Here is an 18,161-nt window from a genome sequence, read left to right on the forward strand (position 1 = left end):
GGTTAGACGAACCGCCACCAGGAGAACTAGATAATTGTAATTGCGTATTTGACGTATTTTCATTCCTCAAATCCTGTATTCGAGGGCTTATATCTCCCCTAATCTCTAGCTGGACCCTGAAAGAAGGAAAATTCGTGTCATTGTTTTTTGATATGTTAAATGAAGGAAATGTCAGCTCCAAGCCTGTTTTTGATAGTATCAGGAGCCCTGCTATTAAAAATAGGAAAAACAACAAGTGTATCCTGCAATTCTTTTCTTTTACCAGGTTTTATTCTTTTTTGGAGGCGCTTCCAGAGTTTTTTGAAAATCGCTACCTTGAGTATTATCAAGATTAAAAACATTCCTGTACTCTTTTAGACTGTACTCTTTTAGACTGTACTCTTTTAAATTTTCCTTTTGAATTTTCCTTTTGAATTCTGCCTCTCATTTCCACCGGATTTACCTTTTTATCATTCGCTGCAGAAGATCGAATTTTTCCGCCTTCAAACATAAAATCAGGGTCAAGTTCTCCAGGGCCAACCGATATATCAGTTTGCGAAGGATAAAGGGACAGAGCAAGGCTGAATATCTGAAAAAGGACGGGTTTTAGCTTAAAAATCAAACCGGTAAGCAGAAATCCTCAAATTCAGAAGCCGAATCCTCAAATTCAGAAGCTGAATCCTCAAATTCAGAAGCCGAATTTTGCAATTTCACCCACTCTCCAGGGAAAAATCTGGGTGATTCCCTGTTGCTCCTCAGGCAAATCCTTTGAAGCTTGAGGAGATAGGGTTGCATCCACGCTTACGGTATAAAAATAAATAGGGACTCTTTTTGCAAGGTTCTGTATTTCCCGGAATGTGTAAATTCTGTCAAGGAGGCTGTAGATCTCAGCCTCAATTTCCCCGGCTTTTTCGGAATTATCCGGAATTTCGGAAAGGTCTTTTAATTTATCTGTTTTGGTCAGCACAAGAGCATAGAACTTATCAGGCCCAAGCTGATCCATGAGCCGGAAATAGTGCCCGAAAAGGGTTGTCAATTCTTTTCTTCCTTCTCCGTGATAATCCAGGATATAATCGCCATCTACCAGAAAAATAACCTTTCCAGCAGTCTTCATTTTTTTGTAGATACAGGCCAAAATAAGGTTATGAAACTGATCCCCAGCTTCCTTTGCATATTTGTTTTTCAGAAGCTCAAGAAAACTTAGAGTCCCTATTTGCCTGTGAAGAGCTTCCACACTGAACCCAGGCAGCTTTTCATTTCCAGATAGTTTTTCATTCCCAGATAACTTTTTATTTCCAGATAGTTTTTCGTTTCCGGATAGTTTTTCATTCCCAGATAACTTTTCAGTCAGGCTGCGGAGCGCTCGATAGTACTTTTTCGGTTCCAGGTCTTCGGTATATTCTCCACCATAGTCAATAAAAGTAAACTCTACTGGAAGTAAGCCATTCTTTTTTCCTCTAAGTTCATAAATTGCTAGGTCTGTACGGTTGGTACTTTTTGGAGTTATTCCTCCCTCAAGTTCAGCAAGCATGGATTCAATCCTTAGTTTTTTTTCGCTTTTCTTAGAGAGCTGCCAGACTTTTTCCTCTTCTCTATCGGAAGACAAAATAATTTCCCTGTGGGTTCCTTCATAAAAGTCCACAAAATGGCTGTATAAGGCAAGCAGTAGAAGGGTCTTGCCTGAATGTGAGGGTCCGTAAACAAAGATCTCAGAAGCCTGAATGCCCCGAATGAAAGTTGTTGACATCAGCAGGAAAAAAACCGCCAGAAAAGCTATCCCGAGATTATTAAGTTCTTCGGAACTAATTTCGAAGGCCTGCCGTATTCCTTCGATTGAAAACGGGTATACGAATTCGAGAAGCCTTATAAGAAGGTAACAGCTGAGAACAAGAAAGAAAAATCGAGACCCTGACCTGGCATATCTGGCAAGGGAACTGAACTGGTTTCTGGAAAGGACCTGAAAATCGAGTAGGCTCCCTGCAAAAAATCCCAAAACAAGGCCGTTTGTGTTTAAAAAATCATGCTGCGAAAGAAGGTGGAGTACAGGCAAAAAGCCTGCAAACAAAAAAAGGCTTCCTCTCCTTGACTGCTCGTGCAGAGCCAGCCCGAAAGCATTTGCAATCAGGAAAGCCGGGATGAAACTCAGCCAGAAAACTCCAGGCCCTGAAATGCTCGGAACTTCAATCCGTCCTCCGTAAGTTATGAGAAGAAAGGATAAAAGCAGGATAAAACCGGCTGCAGGCAGTTCAGAGAGCAATCTCCAGTTTCCTTGAATCCTCATGCTGTAATGCCTCTTTTATGCTTTTTTCCTCGTATAGCCTGTTGATCCTTTCTCCTACATTTCCACCTCTCTTTTCCAGGTTTGCCAGTTCTCCGGCCTCTCTGAGGTCCAGAAGTGCTTTTCGAGTAATGTATTTCCCTTCCTGGAGTTTCAGAACGTGGTGAAGTACGTTATCCTTATTGTTTTCATATACTTCCCAGAAGCCGCCTCCAGCGGTCAGAGGAGATATATTGTCCAGAAAACCGGACGCAGAGAAGAAGGTAAGGGCAATATCCCAAGACCCTGTATAGTTGTGGGTTGCAAGTTTTGCATCATTGATGTTCTTTAAGGCAAGGGTCCCGTTTATTTCATCTTTGATTGCATCAGCTATGCGTTCGCTTGTAAGCTGGCTTGAGATGTAGGATGACCTTGAGGAAACAACAAGAGCGGCTTTTCCGAAGTTCCAGCGTTCAGTCGCGCTGATAGGGATCATCAGGTTGTGAACCCCGAGCTTGTAGCTTTCAACAAGGTTCTTGTATGTGACCAGAATTTCCTCAATGAGTTTATCAAGTTCATGTTTTCCACTGTCATCCCAGTCAAGGTCAGTCATGTCAGAACTTGCATCGATAAGGGAGAGAATCTTCGGGTTTATATTCCCAAACTTGGTCATATAGAGGCTGATTGAGGTTTTTCCCCCAAGCCCGTGGAGGTTATTCATCCTGGTAACCTCCTCGTAAAATTGTCCGTAATACCTGTTCAGGTCTCTCCGGTTTGCAAGGGTTTCTTCGGTCAGTGTTTCGACTTTTTCAATCAGGGCTGAAAGGGCATGTTTTTCCTGAAGGCTTTTTTCAAGCTCAAGTACTTCCGTTTCAACCCGACCAAATTTTCCGGAATAGTCTTCCTTTTGCAGGGTCTTTTCGGTCAGGATTTCCCTAAAAACGCTTCTCATTTTGGGCCGGTCTCTGGACTTAAAACCCTGTTCGATTTCCTCAAGCTCTAAATCCTGAAGATCCAGCCCGAAAAACAGGGATTTGAGCACTTTATCCTTAAGTTCCTCAGACTTTCTGTCCAGGCTTTCGCTCAAAAAGCTCTCAGGAACCGAGAGTTCGAAGGGGCTGTTTATCTGGAGATACTCCCTTCCCGTACTCTTGATATATTCTTCTTTGTTTCGTTTCTTTGCTTCATAGTTCCTGAGGGACTTGGTCTTGTTTCCCTTTATTGCGACAAGGACTTTTTCCTTTATTCCGGCATTTTCGAGCCGGTTGATTTTGTAGTCATAAAAAGAGTAGAGTGCAATTGCTTCAAGGAGACTTCCTAGCTCGTTTAAATTCAGATCAAGGTCCCTGGAAAGCGTTTCAAGCTCTCTCTGAAAACCAGGAACCCCGGCCATGAGAAGCCAGCTGTCCTTATCTCCACTTTTTATATTTCCTTCCTTGAGATTGCCAAGAAACGCGTCAATTTTTGTTTTCAGGTCATATTCGTGTTCCTGAAGCACCTTCAATTTCTCTTTCTGGCTGAAATATTCCTCAAGCTCCAGGTCGTTGTCGTTTAAGGCTTTGTCAACGGCTTTTTCAACCTGAATGTGAAGTTCGTTAAGTAAATCCCGCTCACCCTTCTTCCTCTGAAGTTCGGCTTCTACTTCCAGTGTCTCTTCTTTTAAGCTTTTAGCTTTTACATTCAACCTGTCCATAAAGGAAACAAGGTCCTGTTTTCCTTTCAGGACATTTATAAGCACGGATCCGACAGTTTCTTCTTCAATCCCTGCAGTCCGTTTAAATAGCCTTGCAGTTTCTTCTATGCCTGAGAGAGCTTCGGGAATCAATCTAAAGAGCACTTTGTCATTTTCATCTTTTAGCTCATCTTCCTTTACACTGAGATTAAAGGTTTTCACCTTCGAAAGGAAGCTCAGCATATCTTCGTAGTTATTTATTTTTTCGAGACTGGTTTCAGCCGAAATGTTATTCTGGATAAAGAATTCAATCGCATCCGGGCTCTGGTAGTTGAGAAGTTTTTCAATCTCGTTCTTCCAGACCTTTTCAACGTTTCCATACTCCTTTTTGATATATTCGGAGTCAGCCCGCGTGGGAGGGACTTCCCTAAACAGGTTCTGGCTGTCAAGCAGGGTTTTTACGCTCCTGTTAATCTCTTTTCGTGTTGCAGTAATCGCTTCAAGTTCCAGGATAACTTCTTCATACTGTTTTTTCAGGGCCTTTAGCTCGTCCACAGGGTACTCGATTACGTGGGCATCTGCAAAAACAAACGAGGAGTAAAGGTGTTTTGAGTCGCTCAGGTTGATGTCTCCTTTTTTAATGTGGAAGAAATTTGTCAGTATGTGAGGAAACATGGAATCGAATTCATGCACTTCTACCTTTGCCTCTTCCCCTTTTTTATATCCTGTAGGCCCAAGTGAGGTCAGGATTATGTGATTGAAAAGCCTCTCGTTCAGGTTCAGGTATTCAAGTTCGGTAAGGGCGATTGCAGCATTTAATTGTTCTTTTTCGCCTTCTTTTGTTGTAGGAATTACCGCAAAGAGCCAGATCTGGCTGCTCTCTCCTTTAAGTGCTCGTATATACCTGGCAAGGTCAATAAACATCCCTGACCCAGTACCTCCCCCAAGCCCTACAATAAGGGCTGTGGTTCCTGTACTGGGAAATGTAGGAAAACCACTTGCCTGCCCCTGACTCAGTACCTTGTAGAAAATAGCCTTTGAAATGGCCCTTCTCCGGTGTACGCCTCCGCCAAAGTCATCAATTAAAAAAGGGTCAATAGATCTCAGTTCCTCAAAACTGAGCCCAAAGTCTCCTGAATCGTTCATCCACCAGGTTTTGACAAGAGGCTCAGACTTCCGGTCCTTTATCTTTTCTGCAACTTCCTGGCTTGTCAGGTCTGAAACCTGGGTTATATTTGCCAGGGAAGGCAGGTAATAGTATTTGTATTCAATATTTCCCCCTGCTCCCATTTCCTGTATTCTGGACTTAACCCTGCTTCTGTACCATTCGTCATCAGCCCTTTCGTTGGCATCCGTATCCATTGTATAAATCCTCAACCTTTTTCCGGGCACAAGGTAGCTGTCGAGTATCCAGTCATGCCTGCAGACCTCTTCACACAGACGTTTTCCACAACCTCCAAGCCCCAAAATTGTCAGGTCCATAGGAAGCTGCAGTGAAATATTGCCCCCTCTGTTCATTCTTCATCCTCCGAATTTTTAAGTCTTAATCCGATTACAAATCCAAGCAGTGCAGTTGCTAAGAACCCAAGGGCGTACTTTCATTTCATGTTCGATGCGTCTGCTTTTTCCTGGAGCAGATAGTCTGCAAGTTCGTTCGACTCATTATGCAGGCCAAGGTCAAAGAAGGCCTGTAGCTTCATACCCAGGACCGGGTCGGAAAATCCGTTCAATTTTTCCTTAAACTGTTGACTTTCTTCTTCGGTAGCAAGACTCTCGGTTTTCTTTTCAATCAAATAATCTGCAAGCTTATTTGCCTCGGTGACAAGCCCGCGGTCAAACATATCCTGCAGGTACATGCTTAAAAACGGGTCTTCGATTTGTGCAGCCTTCTTTTCGAAAGAATCAACGTCAGTAACTGCAATCGTGAATGTGCTCGTATCGCTTCCCTGAATGGCATTTCCTTTTTCATCGGTAGGCTTGATCCGATAATAGGCATATCCTGTCCTTTTAGAGTCATATTTCACCAGTGTAAGTTTCTCATACTGCTGGACCTCAGTGACACCAGGAACCTGTCCGTTTAGCTGGACAACGATTTTTTTTATATCATCTTTGACTGGAAGCTCAAAGTGGCTCTCATTACTTTGAAGATTCAACTCTGTAAAATTATAGATTGGCTTGTCGTCATATTTTTCCAGATCCGTATCAAAATACAGATAATCCGCAGCACTGGGAATGCCGCTTATTGTCAAAACGCAACTTATCTCCTGCTTTTCCTTAACCTCAGCCGGATGGTCTCCTTCTACGTTGACTTCAACTGCTGATGCAGGCACTGTAAGCCATGAGAAAAAGAAATATAGTAAACATAGCGTAAGCGTGCAGGCCTTGTGGCCTTTTCTCATACCTTATCCCCCCTGTAAAAAATGAGAATAATACGTTCTAATAACCCCACGTAATCTCTGCATATGTCAATAAATACTTATTTTTTGAATATTTTTGCAATGAGAGGTTTATAAAATTTTCATCTTGTAAATAAATCTGCATAGTCGTCTAATTAATTAAAAACCTGATTTCTATCCCAGTTCCAAATACCAACCGGGTTTTCTATTGTAAAAAACATTTATTGAAAACCCTTAGTTCCCCAAAAAGTTCTACCAAAAGTTCTCCGAAAAAATGAGTTTTAGGATGAGTGGTCTGAACTCAGTGAAATGAATTTTGGAGTGAGTGACCTGAAATGAGTGAAATGAGTTTTAGAATAGATGTATTGAAATAAGTAAACCGATATCTTACCCACCAGTCCCGTATGTCTAAAAATTGAAGAAGTAACCCCGTTTTGTAGACCTCCTGATTCACAATAAAGAATATAAAAAAGATTAGCTCCTTGGTCTCTGGCCCTGAGAACGGTTCGCTTACTCATTCAAACTCCTTGTAACCGAACCGTTTTCAGGATGTAACCCTCTTTAGTTTTCTGGGGAACAATTTGCTTATACTTTATACCTTTTCCATACCTTTTCGTATTTTTCGTGTTACTCAACATTCTTTGTTTTCGGTCTTCACACTCAGGCATTTCGGAGAGGCTGCAGATCCTGCAATTCTATTAAAACCTGCAAACACTTCTTAATACTGTTAAGTTACGCACTCTAATCCATAACATTGCTGCACATAGATGACGCTTGAAATCGGTAATATTTTCAACCCAGGAAAGAGAAGACTTTCTCTCACGTTTAAGGCTATTAAGATCTGCTTGAAAACTCTCTAATTTACTATTCAACTTTAGGTACTCTGGGGACTCATCAGAACTAACTAATTCTGTGAGGATATTTTTTATGGCGGAACTGCTGTTACCTTCGACAAGAAAAGAGCGTGGCTCTCGTTTTATGAGAACTTCTCTCAATGAAATATCTTCCCATTTTGCAGCCGACAAGTTTTTTGATGCTTCTTTTAGCAGATTATTCCTCTGACTCTGAAAATCACTGGAACTAGAAGTGTACTTTAACGTAGTCTCAGGTAGAAACTTGAACCAATATACTTTTTGGTCTGAATCTGTCTTCAGCAATTCAGGATGTACACTGAAATGGTCATTTCCGCTGTAACCAAGGAAGATGAAATCTCGTTCTTGCAAACAAGTAGACAACACTTTTGCTGTGCTTTCACCAAGTCCAAGTCCAACTCTATTAAGAGTAAAACGGATCGATTTATATTTCGACAACCCTGCTTTATTCGGCTCGATAGAACCATGAAGCTTAAATAAATGTGAACTAAAGTCTGTCGGCTGTTTCTTAAGGAATTCTCGATAATGTTTCTCATAAAATATTGGCTGACATGCAATTCCTATGTTTTCGCAAGCTTTCTCAATCAATGTGTCAACGTTTGTCGTAAATACACAATGCCCCTTGAGCAAAGCCAAAGCCAAAAAGTAGTGATTATAGTTAGGTATTCCAGAATCTAATGAGTTATAAAATTTGAGAGAGTTATTGCCGTGTACCTGCTGAATCACCTGAAGCAATACTTCAGGCCTCAATCTCTCGGTTATTAAATCAATATCTTTATTCTTTGTATGAGTCCAAGTGTCTGGACCAATACTGCAGAGGAATTGCTTACTGAAATCTTTAAAATTTTTCAGTCCAGACTCAATAGATACTCCTGCACCAACAAAAAATGCTAATTTCTTCTTCGGTGCGGTTATTGCCTCATAAAGTAAATTATTCGGATCGTTCTCAGAACTCATATCTCATTCCTTCTATCGTACGAAGAGTCACTTAATTTGTCGGCAACTGACATAACCTATTATGCACGTTGGGTCTTAAATTTCAAATATTCCAAACGGAAACAAGCAATGTTAATGTTTATTGATAATCTGCCTAAAATTAATTTTAAATGATGATATAGTTGACTAATTTTCTCAGTTGCAACACAAATCGTTTTTTGAGACAACAGCTTTAATGTTATTTTTCCACTCGAGTACTTAATTATTAAAAGAGGTGAATCTACTTTTCTGTTGAAATTAAAACATAAACTTATTTATTCTTTAAAAACTACGATCAAATATATAAAAGAAAGACAGATCAAAAGGAAAAACTTCCGATGACAAAAAAGGAATCTAAAATTGTGGTAGCTGGAGACGTAACTGTTGATTGGTTTATGTATCCTGTCAAAGCCCGTGATGAAGGTGAGAACTGGCGTTTACATGACGCATCCCATGCAGATGTACTCCCTGGCGGAGCAGCGTTACTGACCAGTTTTATTAAACAGTCAATTGAAGAAGAGGAAATATTAGCCACCGTGACGGGGTCAGAGTTACCAGAAAAAAAGTTACGTAATTTTTCACCGGAAGAAATAATCCACTCCAATGCTATGCTGGATAACTTCAAAACTTCAGGTGATAAAAAGACTGAAATTTTACGTATAAAAGAGTTCTCAGGATATATTGGTCCTTCAGAGAACAAACCACCCCCATGGATGTTGTCACTGGTATCAAAGAAAGTCAATGCCGAAATCATTGTACTTGACGATGCAGGAAACGGATTTCGTAAGATGGAAAATTTGTGGCCTAAGGACTTAGAATCTGTCGAGGACTCGATTGTGATATATAAGATGAGTCTTCCTCTTCTTGATGGCAGTCTTTGGAAGAAAGTTAACGAAATGCATCCAAAAAATCTGATTGTAATTATAAATGCAAGTGATCTTCGAAGAACAGCAGGAATCCATATAAGCAAATCCCTATCCTGGGATCGTACTGCGAAAGACTTAGTATATGAGCTAAACAGATCAGATCCACTTAAGTCATTGCATCAATGTCCTTATTTAGTAGTATTATTTGGTACTGATGGAGCTGTTCTTTACCGTAGAGTAAAGGAAAGAGAAGATGAAGCTTTCGTTATTTTTGATCCATGTTTACTTGAAGACTCTTTTGCATCAAATATTAATGGCAATATGATAGGTCTGACGTCGATTTTTACTGCAACACTTGTTAAACAACTCGCAAAAGAAGGTTTCTATGGACTTATAACTGGAATCCAGAAAGGACTTGCTAATTCACGTTCACTCCTTGAGATCGGGTACAAAAAGAATAATGGATCTGAAAGCCATGATGCTCTTGAATACCCGAAGCTAAAAGAGATTTCGGAAGGAAGTGTTAAACATACTTATTCCTGTAGTTCTATAGAACTGCCTACTAATCTTAAAAATCCAGATCCCAATTTCTGGCGAATTCTTGATCATAACACCCATAATATCCGACAACTTGTTGCACGGGAGATTGTCCTAAAAGGAAAAGCAAACGGATTGGAAAATGTACCTATTTGTAAATTTGGTGATATTAAAACTATTGATCGTGCTGAGATTGAAAGTTATAGTTCAATCAAGGAACTGATAATTGAATTTCTTAAGAATCAAAAACCAAAAAATCCTCTTTGTTTTGCTGTATTTGGACCCCCTGGCTCTGGCAAATCCTTTGGTGTCAAGCAAATAGCCAAATGTATCGATACAAATAGGGACCTACTCGAAAGCATATCTTTCAATGTTTCCCAGTTTGGTGACTATCAAGATATGGTTAACGCATTTCATAAAATACGGGACCTCGCTCTTTCAGGCAAGGTGCCATTTGTATTTTTCGATGAATTCGATTCGGATTGTAATGGTCAGCCGTTAGGATGGCTGAAATACTTCCTGGCGCCTATGCAGGATGGCGAGTTCAAAGAAGGCGATTCGATACATCCTATTGGAAATGCCATCTTTGTGTTTGCTGGTGGAACAAGATATACATTCGAGGATTTCGTTCAAAACTCCCATGGCAATGGCTCAACCCCCATTGTTGTTTCATCTGAAGACAATAAGACTGATCAAAACTCTGTACAGGAAACCGAAGATAAGGATAAAGAGTTTCGAAATGCAAAAGGGCCTGATTTTGTTAGTAGACTCCGAGGCTTTATCAATGTTATGGGACCCAACCGCCAGCCCTCAAAGGAAGATGATGATGACGCATTCATTATCCGAAGAGCACAATTATTGAGAGTAATGCTTGAAAATGACCAGAGAGCCACCAGTCTTTTTAACTCCAAAAGAGAACTAAGTATTGACGATGGCGTCCTACGGGCATTGCTAAACGTGACCAGGTATAAGCACGGTGCTCGTTCTATGACCGCTGTTATCGAAATGAGCCGTCTGGCAGGTAAAAAACGTTTTGATCTTTCAGCTCTTCCAGTTAAGAAACAGCTTGATATGCATGTGGATGCAGATGAATTCTTTTTTTTGACAGAAAAAGAACGGTATCAGTCGATGCTCCTGCTGCGAGATCTTCCTGACCCCAAAGAGACTTCCTTTCTCAAAAAGGAAAATTCAATTGTAGAGTCCGTGGCCGCAGCTATGGATACATCTATGTGTGAAAATAAGGTGAGTCCTCGGAAAGGCAAGATAACAAAATTAGATAAAGACGCTTCTTTTGAGGAACTTAAAGATGCTGCTGAGGATATTCCCAACAAACTTTGGGCTATCAATAATGGCATCAGAAAGATCACAGGCAAAACACCACATATACCAGATATCACTGGTGATGAAATTGAGACATTTGCCAGGCTTGAATATGGACGACTGTGCCGCAATAAAAGACTTCGACAATTATCAGACAGTAGTGAGGGTAAAACCTTCAATAATTCTATGTTACAATCTAAGAATTATGATCAACTTGAAGAAAAAGAAAAAGATAGGTTTCGGGAATTGGTCTACACAATTCCTCCAATACTCAAAAAGGCTGGATATGAAATCTACCGCATGAAAAATGTTGAGGAAATTAGCGATCCAGAAATTATTAATCGTCTTGCCAGGGATCTTCATGAAAAATATGTTCAAGAGAGACAGCTTAAAGGAGAAAACCGTGAAACGAACCCGTCCTTAGTTAAATTTGAAGATCTGCCAGAAGATATCAAGGAGGCTAATTTTGACAATATAAAAAAGATTCCTGAAAAACTCAGTTGGATTCACTACAGTACTCGACGCATTCAACAGGATGAAGAGCAAAGAGAATTAACTCTAACAGAAAAAGAGATTGAAACAATGGCAAAAAGAGAACATGACCGCTGGGTCTGGCAAAAGATCATGCAGGGATGGACCTATAAAGAAGGCAAAAAGGACTTTGTTAATAAAACTAGCCCATTTATTGTTCCGTGGAACAAGCTTCCACCTGATACTCGAATTAATGACTTTAATGCCGTTCGCCTTATTCCAAAACTGCTCAAAGAGGCTGGATACAAAGCCTACAAGTCTGATTCCGAGAAAAGCGATTGAAACATGTTTATCTCCTGAGCCATAATACGAGAATACAAAAGTACAACGAAATATAAATACAATACAAAAGTACAATAATACATGGGAAAAAGTCATACAGAGATAAAAGGGCTAAAAATCCGGAAAATGAGGCGCGATGAAGCCGAATTTGCTATCCAAATGGCAACCGGCGAAGGATGGAACCCTGGCATCCATGACGGGGAAATTTTTTATGAAACTGACCCTGAAGGTTTTTTTATTGCAGAAGTTGAAGGAGATCCCATAGGCTGTGCCTCTGCTGTCGCATATGACGATTTCTTTAGTTTTTTTGGTCTCTATGTGGTTAAACCCGAATTCAGGGAAAAAGGAATTGGGACGAAATTAACTGAAAAATCCCTGGAACATCTGGAAAACAGGAATATAGGACTTGATGGAGTATTGGAAAACGAAAAGAAGTACCAGGAGTTTATGAAGTTCAAGTCCTTTTACAGCAACCTGCGTTTTGAAGGAATTGGAGGAGGAAAAGTTCTGGATGGGCTTGTGAAAATCTCAGACGTCTCATTTAAAAGCCTGCTTGAGTACGACAGGGAAATGTTTCCGGCTCCAAGGTCTACTTTTCTGGAAAAATGGATTAAACAACCTGATTCTTACGCCTTTGCAGCCGTTGAATCAGGAAAGCTGAAAGGATACGGCGTTATAAGGAAGTGCCAGAGCGGATACAAAATAGGCCCTCTTTTTGCCGATGACACGATAACGGCAGAAGAAATATTTCTGGCTCTCAAGGCCTCTGTTCCGGAAGAAGTCATATATCTTGATGTTCCGGAACCAAACAAAAAAGCAATGGAAATTGCAAATAAATATGGAATGACTGTAATGTTCAAAACTATCCGGATGTACAGCCGGGAAGAGCCTGATATAAACCTTGAAAAGGTTTACGGGGTCACAACTTTCGAGCTTGGGTGAAGGCAAAAAAACCAAATTAGAAATCAAAGTTACGCTGGCGCAAAATTCCGTTAAGGAAGACGATAACCCTAAGCAATTTAGTTTGAGCGGAAGTTAACAACCGAAAAATGGAACTGATAAATCATATTATCATCAACGGTTACCGGGGAAGTTTTCCATCCCCGCAGCAAGCTAGCGGGGTATTCGACTTAATAAGATGCATATAACAAAGAACTTATTTCAACAAGTTAATTGAAAGAAGTCAGTAAAACTAATTTATTTAGATGATCCTATCTTAAAACTCCTTTAAGAGCTTATTTCAAAATTCCCTTTTCAGAATTATTAGTAAACATCACAATTGATTTTCAATATTGCCGATAAGTTTTAGTGGAGTAATTTATTTAATTATTTATGAATTTCTCAGCAATATCTAGTATCCAGAATTTAAATCTGTATTCGACAATATCTCAAATAATTGTTAAATTGGGTGGATGGATTGCAATAACTGTGCTTGTTATTAAATACAGTGGAGACAGAATTGCTAATAAATTAGAAATAAAATGGAAAGCGGAAGAAAAGGAAAAGTTAGAAAAAATGGTTATTGAATTAACAGCAAAAGAAAATATAAAGTTAGAAAAGCTAAGTTCTGAAATTAGTCGTGAACACTCAATATTCAAATCGATACTCGAATCTTATTCTTCAGTCTACCAAGTTTCTCAAGAAAGAAGAATCATTGCTATGAGAAATTATGGTAAAATATGTTAAAACAAAGAAATTTAATTGCATACGTAGAAACCATATATGTTTTTCCTTTTCCTGAATCCGGTCCTCAACAGCTACATGAAAACCATAAATTAGAACCTGTAAATCGTGATAATCTTAAACCAATTTTTAATAGTGTGCTAGAATGTAGACAATTTCTTGGGGAATATCTATGGAGCTTGTATAATTCAGCATACATATTTACTTTCCGTATTATACGCAGCTTTAATGAAGGTCTCAAAAACAGAAAGATGGTAAACTGGCATAATGATGAGTATTTAATGGAAATGTTAAGTAAAGTTTTTACTTCTCGAGAAGTAATTCCTAATTCTGTTATTGAAACCAGATAATTATTAGAACAAAAAATACTAGCTGAGATGCTAAAAGTTACTTCTGGTGACTTAATAGCAGAAAGAAACTTGTCAAAAGCGAAAGAAATTCAAGAAGCTATAAGTAGTAAATAAAGAAAACACATGACATTAAATGTGTAATATTAAATCAAGTTAATGAAAACTCCCTATAGGGATACAAATCTCTGCAGTCATTTTGAAAATAAGTTCCGATTTCATGAAATTCAAGCTCAAACCTCACATCCAATAAACAATTAATACAACCTTTACAATTATTCTCTTCATGTCCCCCAAAGCCGGATGGCAATTCTGGATAGACCGCGGAGGCACGTTTACTGATATCGTAGCCCGCAGCCCTGATGGAAAACTGATTACTCACAAGCTTCTTTCCGACGATCCGTGTCACTATAAAGATGCAGCTATGCACGGCATCCGGCAGATTCTCGGGCTGCCCGGAAACGCACCTCTACCTGCTGAAATCATAGAATCCGTGAAAATGGGAACAACAGTCGGCACAAATGCTCTTCTAGAGCGGAAAGGGGAACGAACTGTACTTGTTATAAATAGAGGGTTCGGGGATGCTTTAAGAATCGGATACCAGAACCGCCCGGATATTTTTGCTCAGAAGATCGAACTTCCGGAACAGCTTTATGAAAAGGTTATCGAGGTTTCCGGAAGGGTCGGAGCCGATGGAAAAGAGCTTGTGCCTCTTGACCTTGAAAACGCAAAAAAAGCACTTGAAGCAGCTTTCAAAGCCGGGATTCGCTCGGCTGCAATCGTACTTATGCATGCGTACAGGTATCCTGAGCATGAACTCAAACTTGGCAGACTTGCCAGAAAAATCGGTTTTACGCAGGTGTCTCTTTCCCATCAGGCAAGCCCGTTAATTAAACTCGTAAGCAGGGGGGAAACAACCGTAGTGGATGCATATCTCTCTCCTGTGCTCCGCAGGTACGTTAATATGGTACAGGAATCCCTCGAGGAAGAAAGGAAAGGGAAAGAAAGCGGGGATGAAATCGAAAAAGAAAACGGAGATAGGACAAAAAAAGATAGCGACGATGGGTCAGAAAGAAAAATTGGAGATGGGACAGAAAAAGATAGCAGAGAATATAGCGGGGACGGAAAAGAGAACGAAGCTAAAAGAAGTCCCAGGCTTATGTTCATGCAGTCCAGCGGAGGACTTACGGACGCGGAAACTTTTCAGGGCAAGGACTGTATTCTGTCAGGTCCTGCCGGTGGGATCGTTGGAGCAGTTGCAACTTCGGAAATGGCAGGGGCAAGAAAAATAATCACTTTCGATATGGGAGGCACATCTACTGATGTAGCCCAGTACAGCGGGGAATATGAGCGAAGCCTTGAAACCGAGATTGCAGGAGTACGCCTGCGTTCGCCTATGATGCGTATCCATACGGTTGCAGCAGGCGGAGGTTCCATACTTCATTATGAGGGAGGCAGGTTCAGAGTAGGTCCGGATTCGGCTGGTTCGGACCCTGGGCCGGCATGTTACCGAAAAGGAGGACCTCTTACGGTTACTGACTGCAATGTCATGCTTGGAAAACTACAGCCTGGGTTTTTCCCCAGAATCTTTGGGCCCAATGCTGACCAGCCCCTTGACTCCGAACTTGTACGCAGGAAATTCGAAGAGCTTGCAGAGAAGGTTTCAGACAAAGATAAAACCGAAGGCAAAACCGAAGGCAATATCTGGACACCTGAGCAGGTAGCCGAAGGCTTCCTTTCGGTTGCGGTCGAGAATATGGCAAATGCTATCAAGAAAATCTCTGTCCAGAGAGGATACAACATAAAAGAATATACCCTCTGCTGCTTCGGAGGAGCTGCTGCTCAGCACGCCTGCAGGGTTGCAGACAGCCTTGGGATCAAAAGCATTTTCATTCATCCGTTTGCAGGTGTGCTTTCGGCATATGGCATGGGACTTGCAGATCAGAGGCTTATTAAAGAGCGCTATATAGGCAGCGAGCTCTCGGACATGCTGGTAGAGAGTTTGAAAACAGTGTTTTCCGGGCTTGAGCATGAAGGTCGCCTGCTCATGCTCGAACAGGGCGTGCAGGAAGCCAAAATTACTGCACTTTATAAGGTACATATACGTTATGCAGGTTCGGATACGCAGCTTGTTATTGATTTTGCGGATACGGCTAGTCTCCGGAAGGGTTTTGAGGAAGCCCACAGGAAGCGCTTCGGGTTTGTAATGGAAGGCAAAGCCATGGTTGTTGAAGCAGTTTCCGTAGAGACCATCGGAATCAATGAGAGGGTTCTGGACCCTGTGCTGGAAAAGGAAGAGAATCCTGTTTTCTCTCCTGTCGTTGCAGTGCGAATGTACAGTAATGGCAAGTTTCATGATACCCCTGTTTTTCAGAGGGATGAGCTCAAGCCCGGAACCCATGTAAGCGGCCCGGCGGTGCTCATAGAAAAAAACACAACCATTGTGCTCGAACCCGGCTGGGAAGGCACGATTACTGAACGCAACCACCTTTTCCTTAAAAGGAAAATTCCGCTCTCGGTCCGTGCAGCTATAGGAACTAATGTTGATCCTGTAATGCTCGAGATTTTCAATAACAGATTCATGTCAGTTGCCGAACAGATGGGTTTTACTCTGCAGAACACAGCTCATTCGGTAAACATAAAGGAGAGACTGGATTTTTCTTGTGCACTTTTTGACAGTCAGGGGAACCTGGTAGCAAATGCTCCCCATATCCCTGTGCATCTGGGTTCAATGGGAGAATGCGTAAAAGCACTTATCCGGACGCAGTTGCAGGAGATGCATGCCGGAGATGTATATTTGATCAATTCCCCTTACCACGGAGGAACCCATCTCCCTGATATCACGGTTGTTACTCCAATGTTTGGAAACTCCGGGGAAATTTTATTCTATCTGGCTTCAAGAGGTCATCATGCCGATGTTGGAGGGATCAGCCCAGGGTCTATGCCTCCGAACAGCAGGACAATTGCTGAAGAAGGGGTATTGAGCAAGGGCATGAAAATCGTAGAACAGGGCCATTTCTGTGAAGAAAGGCTAAAGGCATGGCTGGACTCGGGAAAATACCCTGCAAGAAACCCTGACCAGAACCTTGCGGACATCCGAGCACAGGTCGCAGCAAATGAAAAAGGCTTATCCGAACTGCACAGGATGGTTGAAGAATTTTCCCTTGAAACGGTTGAAGCTTACATGGGACATGTGCAGGACAATGCCGAGGAAGAGGTCAGAAGGGTTATTGACAGGCTTAAAGACGGGGAATTTACTTATGCACTCGATGATGGGAACGTAATTAAAGTGAAGGTTACGATTGACCGTAAAAACCGAAGCGCCATAATTGATTTTACAGGTACTTCTCCACAACTCTCAAATAATTTCAATGCTCCTTCATCGGTTTGCATAGCTGCTGTACTTTACGCCTTCAGGACGCTTGTAAAAAGTGATATTCCCCTAAACGCAGGCTGCCTGAGACCGCTTGAAATTATTATTCCTGAGGGTTCCCTGTAAGACCAGAACCACCTGCTGCCGTTGTTGCAGGTAACGTTGAAACTTCGCAGTACATTGTTGATGCTCTTTTCGGAGCTCTTGGCACGCTTGCGGCTTCCCAGGGTACAATGAATAATTTCACTTTCGGGAATACCGATTTCCAGTATTATGAGACCATTTGCGGAGGTTCAGGAGCAGGCTCGGGTTTTTCAGGAACAGATGCCGTGCATACGCACATGACCAACTCCAGGATCACAGACCCTGAAATTCTTGAAACGAGGTTCCCGGTTTTGCTTGAGGAATTTTCCACCAGGGAAGGAAGTGGCGGAGACGGTAAATTTAGAGGGGGAAATGGGGTTGTCCGAAAGCTCAGGTTCCTGAAAGATATGAATGCTGCCATTCTTTCAAGCCACAGGAAATTCCCGCCTTTTGGGCTCAAAGGAGGAATGCCCGCAAGATGCGGAAGAAACGCAATTGTCCGCAGGGACGGCAATGTTCTTGAAATTGGAGGCCAGGCCGAAGTTGAACTGAAGGCCGGCGAGCTTTTTGTGATCGAAACGCCGGGAGGAGGAGGATATGGCAAGAAAGAAAAACTCGAAGGCTGATTATTAATAAAAACACTGATTATTAATAAAAACAAAACGATAGAATAATATGTTGTATCCTGAAATAATTTATCAGATTCAAAATCATTTGAAAGTTTAATACACGATACAACAACAGACAGCGCAAAAAGTTAAATGTTAAGTAAGTTCCAATTTCATTTTGGTATTATAAATTTCATATTGGTATTATAAATTTCATTTTGGTATTCATGCGTCTTCGGTTAAGTGAGGAATCGTGATGAATTGCGTCCATTTCTTCGACATTTGTCAAATATTTTAATAAATTATGAGCTGGAATAGGGTATCGATTTCACGTAAATAGACCAAAATTTAAGACGGCTCCTAATGCAAAATCGATAGC

At 41.1% G+C, this 18,161-nt stretch carries 7 protein-coding genes and 1 pseudogene; 4 read left to right on the plus strand and 4 right to left on the minus strand.

Translation table 11 applies throughout. The annotated features are described in order from the left end of the window. Positions 1 to 667: 667 nt before the first annotated feature. From A9239_RS07200 to A9239_RS07215, 4 genes are all read right to left on the minus strand, one after another. Positions 668 to 2,260 (minus strand): hypothetical protein, encoded by a 1,593-nt coding sequence (locus tag A9239_RS07200; protein ID WP_069575246.1) that lies wholly within the window; start codon positions 2,258 to 2,260, stop codon positions 668 to 670. Further along, positions 2,226 to 5,426, minus strand: a complete 3,201-nt coding sequence (locus A9239_RS07205) for a tubulin-like doman-containing protein (RefSeq protein ID WP_048155533.1) — start codon at positions 5,424 to 5,426, stop codon at positions 2,226 to 2,228. The genes A9239_RS07200 and A9239_RS07205 overlap by 35 nt, the downstream gene beginning before the upstream one ends. 80 nt (positions 5,427 to 5,506) lie before the next feature. Next, positions 5,507 to 6,307: a hypothetical protein gene (locus tag A9239_RS07210; RefSeq protein ID WP_048155530.1), complete on the minus strand. Its 801-nt coding sequence runs from the start codon at positions 6,305 to 6,307 to the stop codon at positions 5,507 to 5,509. Positions 6,308 to 7,002: 695 nt separating this feature from the next. Next, the gene (locus tag A9239_RS07215) at positions 7,003 to 8,133 is read right to left on the minus strand and encodes an SIR2 family protein (protein ID WP_069575247.1); all 1,131 of its coding nucleotides are present in this window, start codon (positions 8,131 to 8,133) and stop codon (positions 7,003 to 7,005) included. Between the two features lie 356 nt (positions 8,134 to 8,489). On the opposite strand from A9239_RS07215, the gene A9239_RS07220 reads away from it, so the two are divergent. From A9239_RS07220 to A9239_RS19380, 4 genes and pseudogenes are all read left to right on the plus strand, one after another. Continuing rightward, complete coding sequence (locus A9239_RS07220) at positions 8,490 to 11,687, plus strand: RyR domain-containing protein (protein WP_052712821.1); 3,198 nt, start codon at positions 8,490 to 8,492, stop codon at positions 11,685 to 11,687. 81 nt (positions 11,688 to 11,768) lie between these two features. After that, positions 11,769 to 12,629 carry a GNAT family N-acetyltransferase gene (locus tag A9239_RS07225; protein WP_048155575.1) on the plus strand — a complete coding sequence of 287 codons (861 nt, stop codon included), beginning with the start codon at positions 11,769 to 11,771 and terminating at the stop codon, positions 12,627 to 12,629. Between the two features lie 462 nt (positions 12,630 to 13,091). Next, complete coding sequence (locus tag A9239_RS07230) at positions 13,092 to 13,373, plus strand: hypothetical protein (RefSeq protein WP_141706401.1); 282 nt, start codon at positions 13,092 to 13,094, stop codon at positions 13,371 to 13,373. A gap of 630 nt (positions 13,374 to 14,003) precedes the next feature. Then, positions 14,004 to 17,800: pseudogene (locus A9239_RS19380) on the plus strand (hydantoinase B/oxoprolinase family protein). Positions 17,801 to 18,161: the final 361 nt, after the last annotated feature.

It is taken from the genome of Methanosarcina sp. A14 (genome assembly GCF_001729375.1).
Lineage (GTDB): Archaea > Halobacteriota > Methanosarcinia > Methanosarcinales > Methanosarcinaceae > Methanosarcina > Methanosarcina barkeri.